The 22,969-nt window shown below is 59.8% G+C and carries 32 protein-coding genes and 1 pseudogene; 29 read left to right on the plus strand and 4 right to left on the minus strand.

Annotation, left to right across the window (positions count from 1 at the left end; genetic code table 11):
* Positions 1 to 44: 44 nt before the first annotated feature.
* From NUW13_06575 to NUW13_06585, 3 genes are all read right to left on the minus strand, one after another.
* The gene (locus tag NUW13_06575) at positions 45 to 1,460 is read right to left on the minus strand and encodes a hypothetical protein (protein MCR4438693.1); all 1,416 of its coding nucleotides are present in this window, start codon (positions 1,458 to 1,460) and stop codon (positions 45 to 47) included.
* A 210-nt stretch (positions 1,461 to 1,670) separates the two neighbouring features.
* Entirely contained in the window at positions 1,671 to 2,414 is a 744-nt protein-coding gene (locus tag NUW13_06580; GenBank protein ID MCR4438694.1) for a Nif3-like dinuclear metal center hexameric protein, read from the minus strand.
* Between the two features lie 292 nt (positions 2,415 to 2,706).
* The gene (locus NUW13_06585; protein MCR4438695.1) at positions 2,707 to 3,285 is read right to left on the minus strand and encodes a nitroreductase family protein; all 579 of its coding nucleotides are present in this window, start codon (positions 3,283 to 3,285) and stop codon (positions 2,707 to 2,709) included.
* Between the two features lie 247 nt (positions 3,286 to 3,532).
* Between NUW13_06585 and NUW13_06590 the strand changes: the two genes are divergently transcribed.
* From NUW13_06590 to NUW13_06650, 13 genes and pseudogenes are all read left to right on the plus strand, one after another.
* Complete coding sequence (locus NUW13_06590; protein ID MCR4438696.1) at positions 3,533 to 3,847, plus strand: metalloregulator ArsR/SmtB family transcription factor; 315 nt, start codon at positions 3,533 to 3,535, stop codon at positions 3,845 to 3,847.
* 46 nt (positions 3,848 to 3,893) lie between these two features.
* Positions 3,894 to 4,487 (plus strand): rhodanese-like domain-containing protein, encoded by a 594-nt coding sequence (locus NUW13_06595; protein ID MCR4438697.1) that lies wholly within the window; start codon positions 3,894 to 3,896, stop codon positions 4,485 to 4,487.
* Positions 4,484 to 4,921 (plus strand): DoxX family membrane protein, encoded by a 438-nt coding sequence (locus NUW13_06600; GenBank protein MCR4438698.1) that lies wholly within the window; start codon positions 4,484 to 4,486, stop codon positions 4,919 to 4,921. Before NUW13_06595 ends, NUW13_06600 begins: the two co-directional genes overlap by 4 nt.
* Positions 4,922 to 4,963: 42 nt before the next feature.
* A pseudogene (locus NUW13_06605) lies at positions 4,964 to 6,264 on the plus strand (permease).
* 213 nt (positions 6,265 to 6,477) lie between these two features.
* On the plus strand, positions 6,478 to 6,834 hold the full coding sequence (locus NUW13_06610; protein MCR4438699.1) for a hypothetical protein: 357 nt from the start codon (positions 6,478 to 6,480) through the stop codon (positions 6,832 to 6,834).
* Entirely contained in the window at positions 6,831 to 7,118 is a 288-nt protein-coding gene (locus NUW13_06615; GenBank protein ID MCR4438700.1) for a ferredoxin family protein, read from the plus strand. Before NUW13_06610 ends, NUW13_06615 begins: the two co-directional genes overlap by 4 nt.
* Before the next feature lie 287 nt (positions 7,119 to 7,405).
* The gene (locus NUW13_06620) at positions 7,406 to 8,152 is read left to right on the plus strand and encodes an ABC transporter ATP-binding protein (protein ID MCR4438701.1); all 747 of its coding nucleotides are present in this window, start codon (positions 7,406 to 7,408) and stop codon (positions 8,150 to 8,152) included.
* Positions 8,145 to 9,095, plus strand: a complete 951-nt coding sequence (locus tag NUW13_06625; GenBank protein MCR4438702.1) for a SufD family Fe-S cluster assembly protein — start codon at positions 8,145 to 8,147, stop codon at positions 9,093 to 9,095. Before NUW13_06620 ends, NUW13_06625 begins: the two co-directional genes overlap by 8 nt.
* Positions 9,096 to 9,284: 189 nt before the next feature.
* Entirely contained in the window at positions 9,285 to 9,716 is a 432-nt protein-coding gene (locus NUW13_06630) for a CoA-binding protein (protein ID MCR4438703.1), read from the plus strand.
* Positions 9,717 to 9,775: 59 nt separating this feature from the next.
* Positions 9,776 to 10,189 carry a hydrogenase nickel incorporation protein HypA gene (hypA, locus tag NUW13_06635; protein ID MCR4438704.1) on the plus strand — a complete coding sequence of 138 codons (414 nt, stop codon included), beginning with the start codon at positions 9,776 to 9,778 and terminating at the stop codon, positions 10,187 to 10,189.
* A 6-nt stretch (positions 10,190 to 10,195) separates the two neighbouring features.
* Positions 10,196 to 10,945 (plus strand): P-loop NTPase, encoded by a 750-nt coding sequence (locus NUW13_06640; GenBank protein ID MCR4438705.1) that lies wholly within the window; start codon positions 10,196 to 10,198, stop codon positions 10,943 to 10,945.
* Complete coding sequence (locus NUW13_06645; protein ID MCR4438706.1) at positions 10,938 to 11,129, plus strand: hypothetical protein; 192 nt, start codon at positions 10,938 to 10,940, stop codon at positions 11,127 to 11,129. Before NUW13_06640 ends, NUW13_06645 begins: the two co-directional genes overlap by 8 nt.
* A 102-nt stretch (positions 11,130 to 11,231) precedes the next feature.
* The gene (locus NUW13_06650) at positions 11,232 to 12,689 is read left to right on the plus strand and encodes a radical SAM protein (GenBank protein MCR4438707.1); all 1,458 of its coding nucleotides are present in this window, start codon (positions 11,232 to 11,234) and stop codon (positions 12,687 to 12,689) included.
* Positions 12,690 to 13,711: 1,022 nt separating this feature from the next.
* On the opposite strand, the gene NUW13_06655 is transcribed toward NUW13_06650, so the two are convergent.
* Positions 13,712 to 13,969: a hypothetical protein gene (locus NUW13_06655; GenBank protein MCR4438708.1), complete on the minus strand. Its 258-nt coding sequence runs from the start codon at positions 13,967 to 13,969 to the stop codon at positions 13,712 to 13,714.
* A gap of 49 nt (positions 13,970 to 14,018) precedes the next feature.
* On the opposite strand from NUW13_06655, the gene NUW13_06660 reads away from it, so the two are divergent.
* The 16 genes from NUW13_06660 (at position 14,019) to NUW13_06735 (ending at position 22,937) form a co-directional block, all read left to right on the plus strand.
* Complete coding sequence (locus NUW13_06660; GenBank protein MCR4438709.1) at positions 14,019 to 14,309, plus strand: putative zinc-binding protein; 291 nt, start codon at positions 14,019 to 14,021, stop codon at positions 14,307 to 14,309.
* A gap of 95 nt (positions 14,310 to 14,404) precedes the next feature.
* Positions 14,405 to 14,809, plus strand: coding sequence for a NifB/NifX family molybdenum-iron cluster-binding protein (locus tag NUW13_06665; protein ID MCR4438710.1), 405 nt, complete (start codon positions 14,405 to 14,407; stop codon positions 14,807 to 14,809).
* Between the two features lie 290 nt (positions 14,810 to 15,099).
* Positions 15,100 to 15,396: a hypothetical protein gene (locus NUW13_06670; protein MCR4438711.1), complete on the plus strand. Its 297-nt coding sequence runs from the start codon at positions 15,100 to 15,102 to the stop codon at positions 15,394 to 15,396.
* Complete coding sequence (locus tag NUW13_06675; GenBank protein MCR4438712.1) at positions 15,389 to 15,661, plus strand: hypothetical protein; 273 nt, start codon at positions 15,389 to 15,391, stop codon at positions 15,659 to 15,661. Before NUW13_06670 ends, NUW13_06675 begins: the two co-directional genes overlap by 8 nt.
* Before the next feature lie 45 nt (positions 15,662 to 15,706).
* Positions 15,707 to 16,054, plus strand: a complete 348-nt coding sequence (locus tag NUW13_06680) for a hypothetical protein (GenBank protein ID MCR4438713.1) — start codon at positions 15,707 to 15,709, stop codon at positions 16,052 to 16,054.
* Between the two features lie 13 nt (positions 16,055 to 16,067).
* The gene (locus NUW13_06685) at positions 16,068 to 17,141 is read left to right on the plus strand and encodes an Mrp/NBP35 family ATP-binding protein (GenBank protein MCR4438714.1); all 1,074 of its coding nucleotides are present in this window, start codon (positions 16,068 to 16,070) and stop codon (positions 17,139 to 17,141) included.
* Positions 17,142 to 17,157: 16 nt separating this feature from the next.
* A complete protein-coding gene (locus tag NUW13_06690; protein MCR4438715.1) occupies positions 17,158 to 17,583 on the plus strand; it encodes a putative zinc-binding protein in 426 nt (141 codons plus the stop codon).
* A 40-nt stretch (positions 17,584 to 17,623) separates the two neighbouring features.
* Positions 17,624 to 17,827, plus strand: coding sequence for a zinc ribbon domain-containing protein (locus NUW13_06695; GenBank protein MCR4438716.1), 204 nt, complete (start codon positions 17,624 to 17,626; stop codon positions 17,825 to 17,827).
* Between the two features lie 136 nt (positions 17,828 to 17,963).
* Positions 17,964 to 18,320 (plus strand): NAD(P)-binding domain-containing protein, encoded by a 357-nt coding sequence (locus NUW13_06700; GenBank protein ID MCR4438717.1) that lies wholly within the window; start codon positions 17,964 to 17,966, stop codon positions 18,318 to 18,320.
* Positions 18,317 to 18,730, plus strand: a complete 414-nt coding sequence (locus NUW13_06705) for a hypothetical protein (protein MCR4438718.1) — start codon at positions 18,317 to 18,319, stop codon at positions 18,728 to 18,730. Before NUW13_06700 ends, NUW13_06705 begins: the two co-directional genes overlap by 4 nt.
* Positions 18,731 to 18,883: 153 nt before the next feature.
* Positions 18,884 to 19,138 (plus strand): hypothetical protein, encoded by a 255-nt coding sequence (locus tag NUW13_06710; GenBank protein ID MCR4438719.1) that lies wholly within the window; start codon positions 18,884 to 18,886, stop codon positions 19,136 to 19,138.
* Positions 19,105 to 19,800 carry a sulfite exporter TauE/SafE family protein gene (locus tag NUW13_06715; GenBank protein ID MCR4438720.1) on the plus strand — a complete coding sequence of 232 codons (696 nt, stop codon included), beginning with the start codon at positions 19,105 to 19,107 and terminating at the stop codon, positions 19,798 to 19,800. The genes NUW13_06710 and NUW13_06715 overlap by 34 nt, the downstream gene beginning before the upstream one ends.
* Positions 19,801 to 20,166: 366 nt before the next feature.
* A complete protein-coding gene (locus NUW13_06720; protein ID MCR4438721.1) occupies positions 20,167 to 20,358 on the plus strand; it encodes a hypothetical protein in 192 nt (63 codons plus the stop codon).
* A 3-nt stretch (positions 20,359 to 20,361) separates the two neighbouring features.
* Positions 20,362 to 20,952, plus strand: a complete 591-nt coding sequence (locus tag NUW13_06725; protein ID MCR4438722.1) for a hypothetical protein — start codon at positions 20,362 to 20,364, stop codon at positions 20,950 to 20,952.
* A 36-nt stretch (positions 20,953 to 20,988) separates the two neighbouring features.
* The gene (locus tag NUW13_06730) at positions 20,989 to 22,347 is read left to right on the plus strand and encodes a TolC family protein (protein ID MCR4438723.1); all 1,359 of its coding nucleotides are present in this window, start codon (positions 20,989 to 20,991) and stop codon (positions 22,345 to 22,347) included.
* A 296-nt stretch (positions 22,348 to 22,643) separates the two neighbouring features.
* Entirely contained in the window at positions 22,644 to 22,937 is a 294-nt protein-coding gene (locus NUW13_06735) for a hypothetical protein (GenBank protein ID MCR4438724.1), read from the plus strand.
* The last annotated feature ends 32 nt before the right edge of the window (positions 22,938 to 22,969 follow it).

Raw genomic sequence — 22,969 nt, forward strand, 5'->3', positions numbered from 1 at the left:
CAACTCGGGGAGCACCTTGCTGTCTCTTTTGCGGCAGTCTATGCTCATGAGAATTGCGCTGTGGTCACGGTCCCCAGCAGGGTACCCGGTGCCGACCCAGTGTGGAGCCGTCCCTGCACGCCGGTGGCGTCGTGGTATTGGGCCAGGACGTTCTGAAGCACGTCTTCGGTGTTGGCCGCCGCGGCCACGGCCACGGTTCCCCCTGCCCGGCGTCCCGTTGCTCTGGCCCCGTACAGGCCTTGCACCGGCCCCCGCTCTTTGACCATGCTCACCAACAAGTCAGCTTCCCGGCTGGACAGGTTGCAGTCCCGGCGTGAGCTTTCGTGCGAGTCCAACATCAACCTGCCCACGCGTACCATGCGCTCGTCCAACTCGCCACCAGTGTCGCTCAGCAGGGCCAACATTTGCTCGGCGCGGCGATGCTCCATCAACAGGTGCCCGGTGCAACTGCGCACGCGGTATGTTGCTGAGGGACTTACTGCCAGACGAGCGTCGGGCAGCCTGCCGTGGGTGGCGCGGAACCGCTTGCCGGTGACCTTGGCCGGCAGCAGGCGTCGGTACGAGGCGAAATCGGTCACGGGTATGTTGCAAAGGTAGCCGTCAAATGCCTGAGGTAACTGCTTGGCTTTGCGGGCGTGATCAAGAATGATTTTGGTGCCCATGCAAGCCGCAACCTGGGCTCGCGCATAGTGTTCGTTCTCAGCCGAGCTTCCCACCATGGTATTGAGTCCCACAAAGCGAACCTCTTTCGGGATAGACACTCGCTTGATGATCTCCCCGGGCTGGCAGCGGATAGCCAGCACCTCGTGGCTGCTGCAAAGGCACACGGTGAGGTGGTCGGCGATGCTGGCGTCCATGCCCAACAGGCGCGTCTCCACGCGATGACACAGCGCGGGGACCTCTGCCGTGGGCATGTCGATATGAAAGAGGCGCATAATGCCCAAGGCAGCAGCACAGATCAGCGCCGAGGAAGAGCCGAGCGCCGCGCCCATGGGGATGGAACTCTGGATGCCGACGTTCACCCCGGCATCGAAACTCCCCAGCACCCGGCTGGAGACAAGCTCATAGAAGATGGCCGCGATGGCTGCGACCCATTCGCCGCGACGCTCTTTGGCAAACAGGGCGCGAACCGAACCCGGCCGGCTCTTCTCCGGCACACTCAATACCCGGTCCAAGTCCCATTCCACCGTCGAGGAGAGGCCGAACTCCTCTACCCCCAAGCTGCGCACCAGGACTCTCCGATCCAAGCGGCGTTGAACCCCCACCACGACGGCATCTGAGAGGGTGGTTTGCAGCACTACTGCGCCAAAGGCGGTAGTCAATCCCCCCATGAGCTCCAATCGCGCCGGGGCGTGGACGATGAATATGTCGCGGCGGGGCGCAAATATGCCCCCAAAGGAGCGCTTCATGGTCTCAATGAAGGCCTTCACCTCAACAGGGGGTTTCTGCTTTCCTAACATACGCTCCGCCGCGTGGCTATTCCCTTGCCTCTGACCCTATGTTCCAGGTTCCCCCTGGGCCAAGTTCGACTGCATGACTTTGCGCCTTCTGCCGCCGGCAAGCTATGCTGCCGCGCTGATACGTTGTCAACGCCTGTCTCTCTGCAGAGAAACAGGGAACGACAACCGGTTTGAGGACCTTCTCGCCGGTGCGGTTTTTTCCAGCATCGCTCACACCGGATTGGGCAAGTCGACGAACTCCACCTCCACGCCAAATTCTTGGGCGATTTGCTCACCGAGCACTTTGATCCCCAATCGCTCGGTGGCATAGTGGCCGGCTGCCACAAAGTGAATGCGGCTCTCTTTGGCCAAGTGCATGGCGGCCTCCACCGGCTCGCCAGTGATGAAGCAGTGCAAGTCCAAGTCGATCGCCTCCCGCAGATGCCGTGCGCCGCCGCCAGAGACTATGCCCACGGCCTCGACACTGGGTGGCCCGTAGTCGAAGATCAGCGGATTGCTTTCGTACAAGATCTTGACCTTGTTGAAAAGCACCCGCACATCCAGCGGTTCGGAGTACCTCCCCCAGTGGCCGACCGTGGCGAAACGCTCCAAGCACATGAGGCCTAAGGCGCGCGCGGCCAGCGCGTTGTTGCCAAAGCCTGGATGACCGTCCAAGGGCAGATGGTAGGCGACCAGCGAGATGTCGTTCGCCAGTAACACCGCCAGGCGCTTCTTCAGAAATCCTCTCACGGTTCTGCTGTCTTGGTCCCAGAAAAGTCCATGGTGGACGATGACCATGTCGGCCTGCTTGGCTTCAGCCTGGCGGAATAGCTCAAGCGAGGCGGACACCCCGGTGACGATCTTGTTGACGTGGGGTGTGCCCTCGACCTGCAGACCCTGAGGGCAAGAGTCCTCGTAGGAGGCTGGCTCAAGAAGCTGGTCGAGATAGGCTACGATACGATCTCGCGCGACCACCTTTGGTTCTCCTTAGCCAATGCGTTGCCTCGCTGGCGGAAGTGCCCGTGCAACATGGGTCAAGCCAATGTCCTTTTCATGCCGGCGGGCGAGCCGGCATGAACTGCTGCGCACGATGTGGCTCTGAGGTCTGCGGTCAGATTCGCGCTTGTCCTCTCAAAGGGTAGAAACCACCCGCAGCCAGCTCGCTTCACCACCTCCCTGTCCACAGCCCGTGATTTCTTGCCCGCATTGCTCCGGGTCCAGCCAGGTCAAGCGAGCAGCTCCTCTGGCTGCCGAGACAGTGCTCCGTTCAGTACCTGTTGTGGTGCATGACCTCCTGCAGTGCCCGCTTGGGCACGTGCAAGACTCCGTTCTCGTCGCGCCAGTACTTGACCGAGTCTTGGAGCAGCTCAACCTGCGGAGTTTCTGCCGGATAACCAAGGGCAAGCACGGAGTCGATCTCACAGTGCGCCGGAACGGCCAGTGCTTCGCGTACCCTCGGGCGGTCAACTGACCCGATCCAACAGGCACCTATGCCAAGCTCTAAGGCAGTCAAAATCATGCTCATGATGGCGGCACCCGCATCGTGTTCGCCGCCTTGCTGCCGGCGTTCGCGATTGAGAAGTACGACCACATATGCGGTCGGTCGTTGCCCCGGGGGAGGGGGTCCCTGCTCAGGCGGCAGGTAGCCTGCCCATTTGGTACACGAAAACAACAACTCCACAAGCTGGGGGTCATCCACAACCACAAACTCACAAGGCTGGAGGTTGGCTCCGCTCGGAGCCAAGCGGGCGGCGTCCACGATCCTCTCGAGTGCTGAGAAGGGCACCGGCTCTGGTTCGAAGCGCCGAATGGTGCGCCGGCGCACAATGAGTTCATAGACTCCCATTCCGTCCTCGATTGCTTGCCCTGAGTGAGCACGAACGGCACGACCGGAACTTCATGCTGTAATTTAAGAGATTTTGCGGAAAAATCAAGCGAAAAGCCACTGCAACGTGGCAACGACTCGGAGAGCAGGACTCGATGCGGAGTCCGAAAAAAAATTGCCTTGCGCCAAAAAAGTGCTTGACGGGGCGAGGCGTTGTTCATATAGTTATGCTCAAAAATGCATGAATGCATGAATCGAGGACCAAGCCATGGAGCCAATGTACGAGATGGCAGGGCGCCTGCTCAGCTCGCTGGCACATCCGAACCGCCTGATGATACTTGACCTTCTGCGGGACGGCCCCAAATGCGTCTGCGAGCTACAGGTTGCCCTGCGGATCGAGCAGTCGAACCTCTCCCGCCATCTCAAGGTCATGGCCCAGGAGGGGCTCATTGCTCCGCAGCGCGTGGGAACGCGGTCGTACTACCGCATTGCAGAGCCGCAGGTGTGGGCCTTGCGGAACACGGCCGCCGAAATCGTCAAGAGGCGGCTGGCTCGCTTGGCCAAGATGATTGAAGCCAAGTAGCCGGCAACCCCATTGTCTCTCAGCTCGGTTTGGAAAAGGTCAGGAGATGGAAGAGAGGAAGTCGATGGCCGGACTTCTCCCCTCGCGGCAGACGCTTGTCCAGGCGGCTCTGTTAGTCGTGCTCGCCGTCGTTGTTGGCCTGGCGTGGAATGTCCTGTGGCCAAAGGGGGTGGCGATTAGGCGCACCCGTCCGCGGCCGCCCATTGAGACGCCTGCCCCGGAGGGCGAGACCGTCCTGTCGGACATTGCTCTCGGCGGCGGCGAGCCAGGCAGTGCCGCAGGGCCTCGGTTGTACTATGTAACGCTGAGCCAGCTGGATACGCTGCGCGCGAAACCGGGCGTGGTGTTGCTTGATGCCCGGGCTGCGGAGAGCTTCGCGAGGGCGCACATCCCCGGCGCGGTCAGCCTGCCAGCGGACGAGGTGTGGCAACACTCTGCACAGGTCGCCAAGCTCGCCCAAGCGCAGCTGGCGCTGATTTACTGCGACGACCCCCGCTGCGACATGGCCGAACGCCTGGCAGATGAACTTCTGGCGCATGGCTTGAGAGCAATTGCCATCTATGGCGATGGCCTGCGTGGCTGGATGGGGGCCGGGCGGCCAGTGGCCCGCGGAGACCTGGCAGAGGGAGGGCGAGAATGAAGTGGTGGCTTCCGTATCTCGCAGTGCGCATCGTGCTGGGCATTATCTTCGTATATGCGGCGGTGGGCAAGATTGCCGATCCTGCGGAATTCGTCCGCGACGTGGACAACTACCGCTTACTGCCCTACCTTGCCGTGGCTCTGACTGCCGCGATTCTCCCCTGGCTGGAGCTCTTGTGTGGCATCGGCCTGATCATAGGGCGATGGACAAGGGGGAGCGCGTTCTTGGTGGCGGTGATGTTGGTGGTCTTCTTGGCCGGCCTGATTTCGGCTCTGGCGCGGGGCTTGGATATCGATTGCGGCTGCTTCAGCTTGGGGAGCGAAGCCAGCAAGGTGAGCCTGTACCGCGTCCTCGAGGACGTGCTCATGTTGGCTGCTGCTGTGTGGATCTGGCGCAGGGAGGAGAGTGCAGCTCCGGGTCGCGCGAGCGGGTAAGATGCATGACTGCCATTGCCGTAGGACTGTGGAGAATGAGGAATGGACTGGAAAAGAGAGTGGCGCACGTCGGTGCCTATTGTCGCAGGTTTCCTGGTCTGTTTTTACCTGCCTGTGGGGGCACCCCGCTTCGATAGGGCCATTAGCGAAGCGTTGCACCTGGTGAAGTGGTACGCGCGGGAACACGTCGTCCTCTGCTTGGTCCCTGCCTTCTTCATTGCCGGTGCCATCGCCGTGTTCGTGAGCAAGGAGTCGGTGATGCGTTACCTGGGGGCGCGGGCCAACAGGGTGCTGGCCTACGGTGTCGCCTCGGTGTCGGGGAGCATCCTGGCGGTGTGCTCCTGCACGGTGCTACCCTTATTTGCGGGGATCTATCGCATGGGCGCCGGTCTGGGTCCGGCAACCACTTTTCTCTACTCGGGGCCGGCCATCAACGTCCTGGCCATCGAGTTGACGGCACGCATTCTCGGCCTGCAACTGGGGATCGCCAGAGCGGTCGGCGCAGTGCTGTTCAGCATCGTCATCGGCCTGCTGATGCATCTCTTCTTCCGCAAGGAGGAGCTGGCGAAAGAAGAGGCGCAGATGCTGTTGCCAACGCCAGCAGCCAAACGCCCGCTGTGGCAAACAGCTCCCTTTTTCGCCTTGATGGTGGCGATTCTGGTGTTCGCCAACTGGGGCAAGCCGGTGCAGGCCGTTGGCTTTTGGGCGGGCATCTACGGCGTGAAGTGGCTCTTGACCGGACTTGCTGCAGCCGCGCTGACCGTGGTGTTGGTGACGTGGTTTTACCTCAGATGGTGGAAACTGCTGTTGGTAGCTGGCGCCACGGTGGCTGCCGCCTTTTCGGCGCCGCACACGCCGACGGTTCCTTTTGGCGTCGGCGTGGTGGGGCTGTCCATCCTGACCAGCCGCGACGATGGTGAGGCCGGCGAATGGTTCGCTTCCACGTGGGGCTATGCCAAGCAGATCCTGCCTCTCTTGTTCTTCGGGGTGCTCATTGCTGGGGGGCTGCTGGGCCGCCCTGGTCAAGAGAGGGGCTGATCCCGTCGCGATGGGTGAGCCAGCTGGTGGGCGGCAACTCCCTGGGTGCCAACTTGTTCGCCTCGGTGGTTGGAGCGTTCATGTACTTTGCCACGCTCACCGAGGTGCCCATCCTGCAGGGACTGATTGGCAACGGGATGGGCCAGGGGCCAGCATTAGCGCTGCTTCTGGCGGGGCCGGCGCTCTCGTTGCCAAGCATGCTCGTCATGCACAGCATCATGGGCACGAAGAAAACGGCGGCCTTCGTTCTCCTTGTGGTGGTCATGGCAACCATCACGGGCATGCTGTTCGGTGCCCTGGTGTAGGGCTGGGGAGGTTGAAAAGCCTCTCCCCAGGCTTCGCAGACAGAGCAGAGCGAAGAGCAGGCCGTGCCTGCGCCTAGCCGCAGGCTTGGGAAGCAGCCCACAGAAGTGGAGGCCGTGCCTTGACAGGGGAACAGACGGGGCGCATGCATGGTTTACTCTGTCAATTGGCTTGTTGTTTTTGTGTGGAACTAACCTTAGACAGAGGAAGACGCTATGAAGAAGGCGGTTTTGGTCTGTACGTGCAGCTTTGCCTGCCCGAGCATGAAGGACATCAACTTCGGCGAGCTGAGTGAGCGTATCCGCATGGAGCTGCCTCAGGACTATCTGGTGCTCTATCCCCGCATCTGCGAGGCGAACGGCGAGAGCTTGCTTGAAGACCTCCTCAAGCCTGGGGTGAAGTACATCACCCTCGCCTGCAAGGAAGAAAAGCAGAAGAAACTCTTGCGTGACGGATTTGCGCGCGCCGGGGTGCCCATGGACGACAACTGGAAACCGATCAGCATCTCCTTTAAGACGACTGAGCAGGCGCTGACGGAGCTGGCCAAGGCATTGGAAGAGGAGGAGAAGTGAGCCAAACCTACATGAACATCCCGCGGCAGGAGATCCCCTGGTATCCGACGATTGACCAGGAGGCTTGTACCGCATGCGGAAACTGCGTGGACTTTTGCGCGAACGGCGTTTTTGCGCAAAAAGAGGACTGCGTGGAAGTGGTCAATCCCTACAACTGCGTGGTGGGATGCGACGCCTGTGCCAAGGACTGCCCTTCTGGGGCCCTTCATTTTCCCAGCAAGGAGGAGCTGGTGCAGAAGCTGCGTGAGCTTCGTGAGGCCTACGCCGAGAAGGCGGGACGGTAGATGGCCTTTACGGCAGTGCCTCGGGGAACCACGGTGAGCGCGGACTTGCCCTCACCGTGTGTTCCCTTTGTCTGTCCGGGACTTCTTGCCACGTCAGCGTTCAGCTCAAGTCATGGGCAGGGCGGAGACAGAACTGGCTGGTCGCCACTCGGATATAGTTCGAGGAGCTGTAACAGACGAGCTGCTAAGGGCCGCACGGCTGGTGGCCAAGTCGTTTTGGGCACCCGCGGCCCGGCGTCGGTTTATCAGGCCAAAGGGCCTATGCGAGCATGAAGGGAGCTCTCGGCATGGGCAACTTGCTCGAGATACGTCAGCTGAACCTGGCCTTCGACGGGCGGCCGATTTTGCGTGACTTGACCCTCGACATCAGGAGGGGAGAAGTGCACAGCATTCTCGGCATGAACGGCACGGGCAAGTCTACCTTGGCCTACGCCATCATGGGACTGAGTGGCTACCGGCCGCAGTCCGGCACGATCGTCTTCGCAGGCGAGGAGATCACCCACCTGCCGGTGGCGGAGCGTGCGAAGCGAGGCATCACCTTGGCATGGCAGGAGCCGGCCCGCTTTGAGGGCCTCAGCGTGGCGGAATACTTGCGCATCAGTGGCCGGGCCAACAATGGCGCACTCGGCGCGGCAGAATGCGTGCGCATGGTCGGCTTGAACCCTGAGCGGTATCTGTCGCGGATGGTGGACAACACCTTGAGCGGCGGCGAGCGCAAGCGCATTGAGCTGGCCTCGGTATTGGCCATGCAGCCCAAACTGGTCATTCTGGACGAGCCCGATTCCGGCATCGACGCCCTGTCCATCGACTACATCGTGGATGACATTCGGGCCTTTGTGCGCCACGGGGCATCGGTTTTGCTCATCACCCACCACGAGGAGGTGGCGCGCATGGCGGACAGGGCCTCGTCTCTGTGCGGAGGCACCATCCTGAAGACCGGCCTCCCGGAAGAGGTGGCACGCTTTTTCCGCAATCACTGCCGCGAGTGTCCCCACGTGAACCAGCCGGAAGAGGAGATCTACCGCAATGATTGATCCCCGCCAGGAGTTTGAGCTCCTCGCTGAGGCGTACGACAAGAGCGGGGGGCAACTCGATGCCCTGAGGGATGCCCAGGTCGGCAGCCTGGTGGTCAGCCTGCACAAGATTCTTGCCAAAAATGAGATACCAGGCTTGCTCATTGAGGGCGAAGAAACCCCCACCGGCGTCCGAGCCAGGATCACGGTCAAGCAGGGCACCGTGATCGAACGTCCTGTGCACCTCTGTTTCGGGGTGCTGCCCAAAGAGGGTGTGCAGGAGATCGTGGGCGAATTCGCCATCGAAGACCAGGCAAAGGCCACCTTCGTGGCGCACTGCTCCTTTCCGAACGCCGTAAAGGTCAGGCACCTCATGCAAGGCACCGTCCGGGTGGGCAAGGGGGCCTTGATGACCTACAACGAAACCCACTTTCACGGTGACCGGGGGGGCGTCGAGGTGCTGCCCGTGATGCGCGTCGAGGTTGCGGAGGGTGGTGAATTTCGCAGCGAGTTCAAACTCACCCAAGGGAGGGCCGGCCGGGTGGAGATCGACTATGAGGTGCGGGTTGGCACCCACGGCCTCTGTGAGCTCTATGCCAAGGTTTATGGGAAGCAGGCCGACCGCATTCGCGTGAAAGAATCGATCTATCTGGACGGGGCAGGTGCCCGCGGGCTGGCCAAGAGCCGCATCGTGGTCAGCGATCGTGCAGAGAGCGAAGTGGTAGGCGAGATCGTGGGTAACGCACCCTTGTCGCGGGGGCACGTCGACTGCGTGGAGATCATTCAGGGCAAACAGGTGCGTGCCAGCGCCGTGCCCATGCTCCGCGTGGTCGACGAGACGGCCAAGCTGACCCACGAGGCCGCCATAGGCAGCGTGGACAAGAAGCAGGTGGAGACGCTGATGGCACGCGGGCTGACCGAGAACGAGGCCGTAGACGTGGTCGTCCAAGGCTTGCTGCGATAGCACGCTGCCGTTCTTCTTTCCGGGAACTTGCAGCCATGGGGGGTGCAGTTGTCAGCCACGTGCGCGGCTGAGAGAGTCGAGCCAAGAACGATTGACCCTGAGGTGATGCCAGAGTTTTTGCGCGGGTCGTCACAGTCTGTCCAGCGATGCTGCGAAACCAATGGATAGGACGCGAAAGGGAAGGAAACGATGTCGCCAGAAGAGGTCCTGAGGACAAGAAAGGTTTATGCTCTGATGGGGGCTTCGCAGGACATTCTCAAGTATAGCTACGAGCTGTTTCACACCCTTCTCCAGGCCGGTTACAAGGTCTACCCAGTCAATCCCAGGTACCAGGCGATTGATGGGCGACGGTGCTATGGCTCCCTGGCAGAGTTACCAGAGAAGCCAGAAGTGGTCATTGCGGCGCTGGCGCCAGCAAATACGGAAAGGGCGTTGGAGCAGGCGGTGGCTCTGGGGATAGAACTCGTGTGGATCCCCCCGGGCTCATCGTCGGATCAAGTGCTGCAAAAGGCTCGCACGCTGGGCTTGACTGTGCTTCATGGCGTGTGTCCTGTGGGTACGCTCAGACGGATGACACGCGAGGGCGGGGAGGATATTTCAGGGCCAGCTCGTCCGCAATAGGAGCTGGGCGCCGTGGCGCGATGGGCTTGCGGCACTGACGCTATCGTGAGGAGTGGAACATGCATGAATGGGCTTTGGCAGAGGGGGTGGTGGCAACGGCGATCAAAGTAGCTGAGAGGGAGGGGCTGAGAGAGATCACCGAGATCAGGGTCAAGATTGGGGAATTGCAGCAGACGGACATGGAGGTCTTTGAGTTCGCACTCAAGGAAATTGTCCGTCTGCAGAGCGCTTTGCTCAGGCGGGCGCGCTTTCTCTTCGAGCATGAGCCGGCTGTGCTCAAGTGCCGGGTGTGCGGCACGGAGTGGGCGTTCAAAGACGCGCTGAAGAAGCTGGACGAGGAACAGTCCGAGTCCATCCACTTCTTGCCAGAGACTGCTCACGTCTATGTGAGGTGCCCGAACTGCCATAGCCCGGATTTCGAGGTCACCAAGGGACGCGGCGTGTGGCTGGAATCGATCAGCGGAGAGAAGTGAGGCACTATGGACCCGAGGCTTAGCATCATCGAAGAAAGGCTGAAGGACGTCAAGAGGGTCATCGCGGTCGCAGGGGGCAAGGGGGGGATTGGCAAGAGCTCGGTTTCTGCCACCCTTGCCATAGTGCTGGCACGTGCCGGACACCGGGTGGGCCTGCTTGACCTGGATATCTGCGGGCCTTCTACCCACGTGATCTTGGGGATCAAGGGCGTCTATCCCACCGAGGACAAGGGAATTGTCCCGCCGCTCGTTCACGGCATCAGGTTCATGTCGATCATCTACTACGCCGGCGACAATCCCTCACCCATCAGGGGGGCCGACATCTCCAATCTCATCATCGAACTGCTCACCATCACCCGCTGGGGCTCGTTGGACTTTCTGGTCATCGACATGCCCCCGGGCATCGGCGACCCCACGCTGGATGTCATCCGCTTCATGAAACGGGTGGAGTTTCTGGTGGTAACCACCCCATCGAAGGTCGCCATAGAAACGGTGAGGAAGCTGGTCAAAATGCTCGCCGAGTTAGGCATTCCCATTACCGGCCTGGTGGAGAACATGAAGATGCCGTCCTCTCTGGGGATTGGGCAGTCGTTGGAGCCGCTCGGCGTGCCCCTCCTCGGTGGAATAGCCTTCGATGAGGGTCTGGAGCAGGCAGTAGGAGACGTGGAGAAACTGGCGGAGAGTTGCTTTGCGCAAGAACTGACGGCCGCTTTGCGGCGCATAATCGACGAGAGAGGAGGAGAGAGCCATGTGTAGACCTTTCGGACCTCACTTTCACGGCGGGCACCCGATGATGGGGTGCTGCTGCGGGCCATGGGGCTGGCATAGGCCCAGCAAAGAGGAACAGCTCGAGTGGCTAAAGTCCTACAAGGAGGAACTGGAAAGAGAGCTGTCTGAGCTGGAAAGAAGAATGGCACAGATGAGGGAAGAGAAGGAGTGAAGCCGGAGTGAGTTTCCTCGGAGAAGGACAAGAGTGAGCAACCAGGGCGAGCAAGCTGACGCGGAAGGTGAACCTTCAAGATCAAGAAAGGAGGTGCGCACCATGGCTTGGCGAAAGCTTGATGCCGTATGGACCAAGTGCCTGGTCGGATTCTTGGACGCGGGTGTCAAGAGCCCCGCATTGCGGCAAATGGCCTTGAGGAAGGCTGAGCAAAGCCTGTACCACCACTTTGTGATTCTCAATCCAGGCAACTCACCGCGGCGCTGTCAAGAGGACAAGTTTCAGCTCGTGAGCAATATGTTCGGCGCCATCGACCGGGCGCTCACGAGTGGCCGCATCTCACGACCGGTGCGCCACGCACTATTAAGAATCCTGGTCGGCAAGGTGCTGATGGGCGAGAAAACTCGACATGCCCTCTTTGTGGAGAAGTACGGCTTTGCCCCACCCGGCTTTGTCACCATCAGCCCGGCAAAGCAGTGTAATCTCTATTGCGAGGGGTGTTATGCCGGTAGTACCACCGCCAAAGTGAACCTCGACTATGACATCGTCAACCGCGTCGTGAATGAGACGCGCCAGAGCTGGGGCTCGCACTTTGTGGTCATCTCCGGTGGCGAGCCGCTGATGTGGCATAGCCGGGGCAAGGGCATCATGGACCTCCTTGAGGAAAACCCAGACACTTACTTCATGATGTACACTAACGCGACGCTCATCGATGAGAAAATGGCCGCTCGCATGGCGCAGACCGGCAACGTCACCCCGGCCATTTCCGTGGAAGGATTCGAAGCAGAGACCGACCGGCGGCGCGGGAAGGGCGTATTCGGCCGCATTCTCAACGCAATGGAAAATCTGCGGGAGGCCAGAGTGCCCTTCGGTATATCGGCCACAGCCACCAGGGAAAACGCCGAACTGCTGGTGAGCGACCGTTTCGTGGACTTTTACTTCGAGGAGCAAGGGGCCATTTACGGCTGGATTTTTCAGTATATGCCTATCGGCCGCAGTTACACCCTGGAGCGCATGATTACCCCGGAGCAGCGTCTCATGATGTACCAGCGAGAGCAGGCTCTGGTCTATGAGCGCAAACTCTTCCTGGCGGATTTCTGGAACAGCGGCCCGGTGGCCAACGGCTGCATTGCTGCAGCGCGCCCAGGCGGGTACTTGTACATCGATTGGAACGGCAAGGTCTCTCCCTGCGTCTTTTTCCCTTACTCCACGCATAACATCGTCGAGGTCTATGAGGCCGGAGGCGACTTGAATACGGTCATTACCTCGCCCTTTTTTGAGGCCATTCGCAAGTGGCAGCGGGGCTACGGCTACGGTCAACCGCCCGAGCGGGTGCAGAATGAGATCACGCCCTGCGCCATTCGCGACCACTACCGAGTGGCACGCGGCGTGGTGAAGCGCTTTGCCGCCAAGCCCATTGACGAGGATGCGGCCGAGGCGATACGGGACGAGCGATATTTTCAAGAACTGGTGGCTTATGGGGAGAAAGTGAACGAGCTCACAAGCCCCATCTGGGAGGCAGAATATGTGGGGCCTGAGCGGCGGCGTGTCGCCGCCTGAGGCCTGTGTGCACAACAGGGAGTTTCGACGGCGAGACCACGATGTGGTATCGGTGGGCAGGAGCGCGCGTCTGGGCTGACGATTTTTGGTACAGGCGTGAGAGCGGGCTTGCAGGCGTGGCGAGTCCGAATGGCGGACAAAATGTTTGCTTCCCGGAGCTGGACAGCTTGGCGCTGTGGCGAGATTCGGACGGGAACAAGGGTGCGAAGGCCTTTCGAGCCTCCCTTTCCCGGTGGCCATCCGATAATGGGGTGGTGCTGCGGCCCACGAGGCTAGCATAGCCCCAGCAAAGAGGAAGAACGGGAGTGGTTAGAGTCCTACAAGGAGGAGACGGAGAGCGAGCTGTCTGAGCTCGAACCAAGAATGGCAAAGGAGGAGAGAAGAAGTTAGGGTCATGACTCGCCTGGAGAACGTGGAAGGTGGGGAGTCACAGCGAGAGGGCTACGCGGAGGAGCTGGCTGTCAGTCCGTTGACCCCCGAGGGCAGCCGCGCCTAGTATCTGGACTTAAAGCGGGGGCCGCAGACAGGTGCCCCGCTCGCGTAGTGTGTCCAACAAGATAGGGGGAGGTGGAAATGGCAAGGAAAGAAGTCTGCTGAGAACTTTCGGCCCTGTTACGGCCGAAAACCTATCCCTTTGGGGTCAAGTTTTCTGATAACACCAGTGAACGTCCTCAAGGAACCATGCGGCCGAGACATCCGATGAATACCTGCCAGATTACAGCCATTGTGCGGTACTACGCCCGACCGATGTATTCTACGGCAGAAGATATGGCCTGCATTGTGGGTGGGGTTACTCTGGGGCTGATTCCTGAGACGGAAAACATGAAGAACGGGGAAATTGCCAAAATGCTGCATGCGGACCTGGAATCGGCGCGGGAATTCACCAGCAGAGTAGCCAAAATTCCTTACGGGAAGTTTAGGGCGGTGGCGGTGGCACCTATGTCAAAGTTGAACTTTGAACCGGATATTGTCGTCACGTATGGCAATACCGCGCAGGTGATGCGGGTCATCCAGGGCTATCTCTACAAACGTGGCGGTCGGGTTGCATTTTCCACTGGGGGGAGTGGAGCCTGTGTGCCGATAGTATCGCGCAGGCTTATGTCGATGATGATATTGCCTTGGGTCTGCCGTGTTTCGGCGACCGCAAAACCGCACTGGCCCACGAAGATGAGGTCACCGTCGCTTTCCCCTATCACTTGTACGAGGAGATACTGGACGGGATGAAGGCCACCGCCGAGGTGGCTGCCGGTTTGCGCCAAAGAAGCCGAGAATCTAGACATTATCCTGGCCTGCGATGGGGCGGCCAGTGTGGGCCAGGTGGGGCACGCGGTGGCCGTTGAACTAACCAATTCCAAGGAAGCGGCTCGTATGTGCTGCATCACGGCCGTAGCCGCCGAGTCGAAGGCACACGTTGATGTCGCCAGGCGGGCCAGGAAGCTCGTCGTCATCAACGGCTGCGCCAATCGCTGTGCCAGCAAGGTGCTGGAGAGGCTGGACATCCCTTACGATTACGAGACGGTCATTGCCAAGGAGGGAGTAAGCAAGGTGCCGACCCTTGACTTCGACAAGAAGGACGTGCAACGCATTGCGGAGAAGATCGCCAAGGAGGCGCTCGGCTAACGGGCTGTGGGAAAGCGGTCTTGTTCGAGGAAGCACTGGGGACACGATGTGGCTTCAAGATTCCTTATGGGAGTAAAGAGAAGGAGAAGAACAGAATGAAAATCGCCGCCGTCTCTGAAGATGGCGTGACCATCAGCCAGCACTTTGGTCGGGCGCCGTTCTACGTGGTTGTTACCGTGGAGAACGGCCAGATCGTGGGCCGGGAGACACGCGACAAGATGGGTCATGCCCAATTTGCCAGAGAGCCACATACGCGAGGGGCCCATGGGAGCGACTCGCACGGCCACGGCTTTGACGCGGCCGCTCAGAGCCGTCACGCCCGCATGGCCGCCGCCATTGCCGATTGCGACATCCTGCTGGCGCGCGGCGTGGGCGCCGGCGCCTACGAGAACATGAAGCAGGCCGGCGTTCGCCCCATTGTCACCGACATTGCAAAAATCGAAGCGGCCGCCCTTGCCGCCCGCGGCGAGTTGATCGACCACGCAGAGCGCCTGCATTGAGCGGCAAGCCCAGCATCAAAGTCCTCGGCGCGAACTGCGGCGCCTGCCGCGCGGTGAGCATAGGCTCGATGGTATAAACGAAACAAGATTTGTTCTTGAGGCTACCCCGGGCGGGCTGCATCCCGTGTGCATTGGCATTGCCGCTGTGAAGGCTACGGCCGGCTCCATTGTTGGCTCGAAACTAAGGGAGACGAAGCTGCCGAGCGGGCAGCTCAAGAGGGCCATCGGCGTTTTGCGGTGGCTGATCGTCGCCAAGATGATTTTCGATTTGCTGAAACAAGAGGTGCAAAGTGCTCAAGGCATTGCAGAAAACCGCAAAGGTGGTCGAAGGCAACCTGGTGGTGTTCGTGTTGCTCGCCATCGTGGCAGGCGTGGCCTTCGGCTGGAAGTTCCCGGCTGCGGCCAAGGGACTCAAATCGTACACCACGCTGACCCTCTTCATCATGCTCTACCCGATGATGATCGGCCTGCGCATCGAAGAGGTGGGCAAGGCAGTGATGAACCTGAAACTGATCAGCCTGTTCATGCTGTTGAACTTTCTTCTCGCCTCTGCTGGCGGCGGGACTGGCGTATCTGTTCCTGCATAGCCGCCCCGATTTCGCCGTCGGCCTGATCCTGACCGGCACCGTTCCCTGCGCGGACATGGTTGCCGGTTGGACGGGCTACGCCAAAGGCAACGTGGCGCTGGCGCTGGCGACCATCTTCTTCGGCCCGCTGACGGTGCTGGTGCTGGCGCTCAAGCCGGTCATCCAGATCACCTTCATGGCCACCTTCCTGCGGATTTCAGGCCGGCTGACGAAGTGGTTTGCCCCCACGCCGCAGCTGCATAAAATGGCGGTGGAAGCGAAGTAATCCCTCGCGGTCTGGAAAAATCACAAAATTGCGAAAGGAGATGCAATGAAATCTGAAACCCCAAACGAAATCGGCGAAAGCCTGACTGCCTTTGCAGAAGAATTCGGCAAGGTGTTGGACCCGGTCGCTTTCTTGCAAGAGCGGAACCCGGCGCTGTGCGCTGCTTTCCTGCGCCTGCACGAGCTGACGCTGAACGATGGCGCGGTCTCGAAGAAACACAAGTTCCTGATCCACGCCGCGATCACTGCGGCCCAGCACGATCGTGAGGCGACCGTCATGCATATCACCGGCGCGCAGGAGTTGCTGGAGACGGCCTTTACCATCATCCCGGTGGCCGGGATGCCGGCTTTTGCCGTTTTCCTGAGCGCCTGGAAACAGGCACGGCAAAGTTAAGGAGAAAACGCAGGTGACTACAGAAAAGCAGATCATAGAAGCATTGGCCGGGGTCCTGGACCCCGAATTGCACCGCAGCCTGGTGGAGCTGGGCATGGTGCGCGACGTACGCGTGCAGGCCGACGAGGTGTCCTTCACCCTGGCGTTGACCGTTCCCGAATGTCCGCTGAAAGACCAGATCGTGGCCGAAGCCAGGGCGGCCGTGCTGGCCCTGGACGGCGTCCAGGAGGTGCAAATTGACCTGACCGAGATGGCCCCCGAGGAAAAGCAAACGATCGGCCTCGGAGGAGCAGGGCAGGCGGGTACGGCGGAACGGTTCAACCACATCCGGCATGTCGTGGCGGTGGTGAGCGGCAAGGGCGGCGTCGGCAAGTCGTTCGTCAGCGCGCTGCTGGCCGTGGCCCTTCGGCGAGACGGCCAGACGGTCGGCGTGCTGGACGCCGACGTCACCGGTCCCAGCATCCCCAAGATGTTCGGGCTTCACGGCGCGCCGCCGATGAGCCCCCTCGGCATCCTGCCCGCCCAGACCCAGACCGGCATCAAGGTCATGTCCATCAACCTGCTCCTGCCCAGCGAGGACGAGGCTGTCATCTGGCGCGGACCGCTCATCAGTTCCGCCATCAAGCAGTTCTGGGGCGAGGTCGTCTGGGGCAACCTGGACTGGCTGGTGGTAGACCTGCCGCCCGGCACCTCCGACGCCGCGCTGACGGTGATGCAATCGTTGCCGCTCTCCGGGGTGTTGTTGGTCAGTTCGCCCCAGGACCTGGCCGAGATGGTGGTGCGCAAGGCGGCCCGCATGGCGCGGACGATGCAGGTTCCTCTACTGGGGTTGGTTGAGAACATGAGCTACTTCGTCTGTCCGGAGGGCGGCCGACGATACGAGGTCTTCGGCCCCAGCCACGGCGAGGAGATGGCCCGTCGGCTGGGAGTGCCCTTCCTGGGCCGGCTGCCCCTGGACCCGCGTATTGCCGCGTTGTGCGATGCGGGAAAGGCCGAGGAATATCCGGCAGAGGCATTTGCCCCAATCGCTCACCAGCTACAGGAGGCAGCGACTGAACCCCGCCGGTCCCCCATGCAACCGAAGTGATCGAGAGGTGGGCAAAATGGAGCCACAGAAGGAGAAAGCACCGTTGCCCAAAGTGGGGCTCTTCGCCCGCTCCAGCGGCGGCTCCAACACTGGCTCGCTGACCGGCCTGGCGGCCCTGGAGGTGGTGCGACGCCTGGGCAGCGAGACGGTCGGCATCTGCTCATTGCCGGCGACCCAGAATGACGTGCCCCGGCAATCCGCCCTGGTGAGCAAGATCGAAAAGATCGTCGTGATAGACGGTTGCCACAACGAGTGTGTCCGTCAGTTGCTGGCCGGGGTCGGCATCCAGCCCGACGTGTACCTGAACCTGGAAACGGAGCCGAATCTGACCAAGCAAGGGCCTTTCAGCAGTCTGGCGTTCACCGATGATCCAGTGAAGCGGGTGGCCCAAAGGATCATCGGCTGTGTCCAACACGTGCTTAAGTCGGGCAATTCTTTGTGAGAAGGCAAGCAACGGGCAAAGTAGCCATGGAGGACGCGATATGCCAACCTATGAATTCAAATGTCTGGATTGTGGGCACCAGTTTGAGGTTTTTGCCCCGATCAGCCAGAAGGAAAGGGGCCTGGAACTACACTGCCCCAAATGCGGTAGCGAAAAGATGGGCGAGATCTTCGGTAGCCTTATCTTTGTGCACAAGACCGGCGACGTCGTGCCATCCGGCGGCAGCTGCTGCTCACGGCGATGAGATGACGCCAAGCTGGCCAGTTTGCTGAGGGTGTCCTGGCACAGCGAAAAGCGATGGCCTGGTGGAGGTACCAGGGAGTGGACACGTGCACTGAGCCGAGGAGGTATCGAAGGGAGCGGAAAAAACTCTTGGCTTCATCGGTGGCGGACGGGTGACCCGGCTAGTGCTGGAGGGTCTGTGCCGGGCCGAGGGCCTGCCAAAACAACTCCTGGTCTACGACCCGGAAGCGAACAATCTCGAAAGACTATCGACCATCGTAGGCGACCGCCCGACCGAAGCGGACTTGCATCGGGCCGTCGCCGAGGTGGCCGATCTGATGTTTCTGGCCGTGCACCCACCGGTGGCGGTTGAGGTGTGCGAGCAGATCAAACCCGCGTTGAAAAGAGACGCGACCATCATCTCGTTGATCCCCACCATCACGCTCCGCCGCCTATCCGAGATGCTCAACGGCTTCAATCGCATCGTGCGCATGACCCCAACGCGCCGTCGGTGACCGGCAGGGGTTACAATCCGGTTGTCTATTCGGATTCTCTCACGGCGGCTGACCGCTCATCGCTCGTGAGCCTGTGCCGGTGCTGGGGCCAATCGCCTGAAGTGCGCGAGGAGCACCTGGAGGCCTACGCTATCCTCACCGGCATGGGGCCCACCTACTTCTGGTTCCAGTGGCCGGAGCTGGAGCGATTAGGGAGGGAGTTCGGTTTGAGGCAGTCCGAAGCTCTGCAGGCAGTGGCGGCCATGCTGCATGGCGCGCTGGATGCGCTGTTTCACTCCGGACTGCCGGCCGAACAAGTGCTGGATTTGATTCCCGTTTACCCGTTGAAAAACGATGAAGAAGCCATCCGGCATATCTTCCGAGATCGGTTAGTCGCTCTGTACCAGAAGCTGAAGGCAGCGACTCGGTGACATCCTTTGCGAAAAGAGGGGTCCACAGGAGAGGAGGAAATTGGACAAGGCGACTGGGTTCGGTGTGCACCAGGGTGCAGTTGGCCCCTGTTGACTGCAAGACAGTAATGGTTCCTCTTGCGAATCGATTCTCCAATTACCGAGGAGGCCATAATGAGACTTGCGCAAACGTCTTTCTGGAGGAATTATCTTCCCACCATCGTCTTGCTGTTTGTTCTCCTGGCCTTGTTCATTGGGCTCTTGCCCAGCGACAAGCTGCGCAGTGAGAACTTGCCAACGCTGAATGTTGGTCATGGCAGCTTCTTGGTCGTCATTGGCCTGTTGGCTGGTTTGCTTGGCGGTTTGATTGGTACCGGCGGCTGCAGCGTGATGTTTTGCCAGCCATTCATTTCTGGTTGGGTTATCTAGCCACCACTGCAGTTGGCACCACGCTCTTTGCCGTGGTTCTTACCGCCATCTCTGGCGGCTACGGCCATCTCATCCGCAAGAACCTGGATGTGCGAGCCACGCTGTGGGTTGGCATTTCCGGTATCGTCGGTGTCATCATTGGTTCCTACCTCTTCAAACTGCTCACGGCACGCACGGCGCTGCTGGGATTGATCTTGGGATTGGCGTTTCTTTGGCCTGCCATCCGCATGATCTGGGAAGGGCTGTTGCAGACCAAGAAGCCTCAGGCCATGGGTGAGTCGATTCCTGGGCCCACATGGGGTTGGGTGATCATGGGACTGCTCATTGGCATCTTGACGGGCGTGGTCGGCTTGGGCGGAGGTTATGCGTTGGTGCCTGGTTTCATCTACTTGTTTGGTGCGCCGGTCTACGTCACCATGGGCACGTCGCTGGCAACCATGATCCCGCTTGCTGTGGTGGGTGGCGGAATCAAACTGCTACAGGGATTCGTGGCGCTGGGGGCGGGTTTGCTCTTGGCTATTGGGACCGTCATCGGCGCCCAAATAGGTGCTGCCATCATCAAGAAATTCAAGCCGACCAGATTGAAATTCATCTTCGGCCTGTATTTCCTCTATGTATCCGTGAAATTTGTCACGGCGTTTTTGGGGGTAACAATCTGGTAGCCCGTGAAATGATCTTGCCATCTCCTTAGGCGAGCGGCTGAAGGAGCGAGCGCTGGTACCGCCGCGAGCCCTTGGATGACAGAAGTCATCGCGCCGTGTGCCCCACCGGGATGGCAGGGTGGGGGTGGGTTGCCGTGTGTGTGTGGGCGCGATAGCAACCGTCACCACCTGGAGCTCCAAGGCTATTTGGGCATATTTGGCGGGGCCTGCGCGGCGCTCTAACCTTTGGCGAGCATGGGCGTCAGCCGCAGGAAAGGGCAGAGCATCACGTTCCCCTGCTTCGGGCAGCGGCTCGGGCCAGCCGGTCCGGTGCGTCGTGACGAGACTTCTTCCCAAGAGGCCAAACAACAGAATGAGGAGAAGAACATGGAACAGCGAATCTCTATCAGGATGTCAGCACTGCTGTTGGTTGTCACTTCTGCTCTGATGGTCTGCGAGGCTGCTCCCCTTTTGGCACACACCAGCCAGCCCGCCAAGGCCTCGGCGGAACTGCAACAATTCGATACCGTGGTCCTGGAAACCCGTCAGCAAATGCGACAGTACTGCGCGCTCGTCTAGGAATTGATTAAACAGGCGGATGCCCAAAAGCAAGCGGCTGGACTGCAGCACATCCGCCAATCCATGGTTCTGTGGGAAAAAGTCCGGCAGAATTTTCAGAACAACCCGCCGGAAGAATACCGCCAGGATGAAAAATTCAGTTCGCGCCTCCTTGACATCTATCAGGGCATGCAGAACATGGAAAGACAACTTGCAGATGGCGACTTCAACGAAGCCCTGCAAACTTGCAGTAAGACCTGCGGTTTGTTTGTCAGGATGCATGAAGAGAATGGATTGATCTGCGCCGCAGACCGATTGTTCCACCTGCGGAAACAGGCGAAGAAGATGGTCGATGAGGCGCAACAATCCGATATTGAGCCGCTCAAGGAGATGATCGGCGAGCTGCTGAAGCTGCGGGACAACGTTTTATGCGCTCCTTGCCCTGCGCCGGAAGACTCTCTGCGCTGCCAAAACTATCGAGAGGCTCTCAAGACTCTCTCCGCCCAGATCGACGAACTGACGATCCAATTGGTGAACGGAAAGCACATAGAAGCCCAGGCGGCACTCAAGAGTCTGCTTGCGGCTATCAATCTTGCCTACGGGATTGCCTTGTAGGTCACGAGCAAAGCCTCAGACTTTGGGAGAATCAGAATGGCACTCTCGCGTACGCAAATCCTGCAAGAGAAAGGTCGCCTCGGCTCACTGTATGGGCATTTCATGAAGCAAGTTAAGCTTGCTCTGTTCATCTGCGCCTTCTTTCCTGGGCTGCTGCGCGCCCAGGGGGTGGCGCAAGATACCGTCGCCCTCTCCCTGTCGGCCGCGCTGAAGGAAGCATTGTCCAACAATGAACTGCTGAAAAAATCCGCGGCGCGCACCAAAGCGGGTCAAGCATCGCTGCAGCAGGCCGAGGGCGAGTTGCTGCCGAAAGTGGATGCCAACTTCAGTTATGGCTATCTGGATATTGTGCCGGGCTTTAAAAGAGTCGTGCTCGGCAACATCGAACACGACCTGTTTCCGAATATCGCCGTCAGCCAACCGCTGTACACCGGCGGCAGATTGAAACATGCCAAACAGGCTGCTGCGGCCGAGGTGCAGTCGCTGGAGCAGGCGTTTCTCTCGGATCAATTGAATTTGAAATTGGCGGTTACCCTCGATTATTACCAGCTGCAGTCGCTAAGAAACCAGCGGCAGATTTTGCTGGAAAACCGAAGGCAGTTGGAGGTGCAACAGCGCTACGCCCGCCTGCTGGTGGAGGCCGGGCCCATGTCCCAACTGGAGCTGGACCGTATTGGGGTTGCGGTTGCCACCACCGACGGCAATTTGCTCAAAATTCAGGACGATTATCAGGCGGTGTCGTATGAACTCTGCCTGCTGTTGGGAAGAGAGCGCTCCCAGCTTCCTCTGCCGCAGGATTCTCTGCAGGTGATTCCGTTTGAACAGAGCTTCGAAGCATTGGTGCCGACGGCGCTGGAACGGAATCCGATCTGGAAACAATTAGAGTACGATCTGCGCAAGGCTGAGGCAAAGGTCAAGGTCCAGCAAGCGGCTCGTCTGCCACAGATTTCAGCGCAAGCATATTGCGGGTATGAATTTGGCTTGGAGTCCTTTTGGTTCGATCGGAATAAACGCAATTTTTGGGGATTGAACGCGAAGATGCCGCTCTACGAAGGCAACGTGATTGGGGCGAAGATCGACGAGGCCAGAGCCAATCTGGAGCAGATCCAATGGCAGAGGGAATACTTCAGGAAGAATCTGGCCACGCAGGTGCAGAACAGCTATGCCCGGCTGAAAGAAAAAGAGCAGCAGCTCGCCATCCAGCAGCAGGCTGTGGAACTGGCGCGGCAGAGTTATCGGCTGGCTATGATCGAATACCATGCGGGAAGGCGCTCCAATACCGGTCTGCTGGATATTCAGAAGAGTCTGCTGAATGCTCAGCTGACCCTGAATCAGGCAGCACTGGACTACGCCATTGCTCGCGTCCGCCTACTGGCGGTGATGGGGATTTTGTGAGCGTGTCGACGGCGAAACCAGGTGAAATGGAAATGCCTCGGCCGGGCGACTCTCGTGGCGGTGTCGAACAGCGCCCGGTGGAGATGGGTTTCTCGGGGCGTGATGGGCAGCGAGTGGAAGCGCCCTTGCACAATAGGAATTGGAAAACGGAGTGTTCCATGCCAATGGCAACCCCGGTTCTACGGTCAAGATGTCAAGACAGAAGGGGACTTGCCGAATACCGGGGCATGTTGTTCGCAGCCGCCTGCAACGGGGAAAAGGCTGCTATCTTCTCCACTTAATCTGGAGGTCCAGTCATGATGGTTTTTGACTTGAATACCTTGAAAGCCTATCCCTACAAAGAGCGGGATAAGAACGTATTCTTTCGCGCGCCGGAATTCAAGGCCCGGATCATCGAATTACCTGCAGGTGGCGAAATGCAATCGTATGTCGTATTCTTGGTCATTCGAGGGTCGGCAGAGGCGATGGTCAATCAAGAAGAAACGCAGCTCGAGGCGGGTCAGTGCCTGAGCACCGGACCGGCTACACTCTCGCTCAAGTCGGACGGAGGCGTGCGCATTCTGGGGCTCCAAGTGAGCAAGCGGATCTGACATGTAGTAGACCTTTGACGTCACATGAGGGA

It is taken from the genome of candidate division KSB1 bacterium (assembly GCA_024655945.1).
Lineage (GTDB): Bacteria > Zhuqueibacterota > Zhuqueibacteria > JANLFK01 > Oleimicrobiaceae > Oleimicrobium.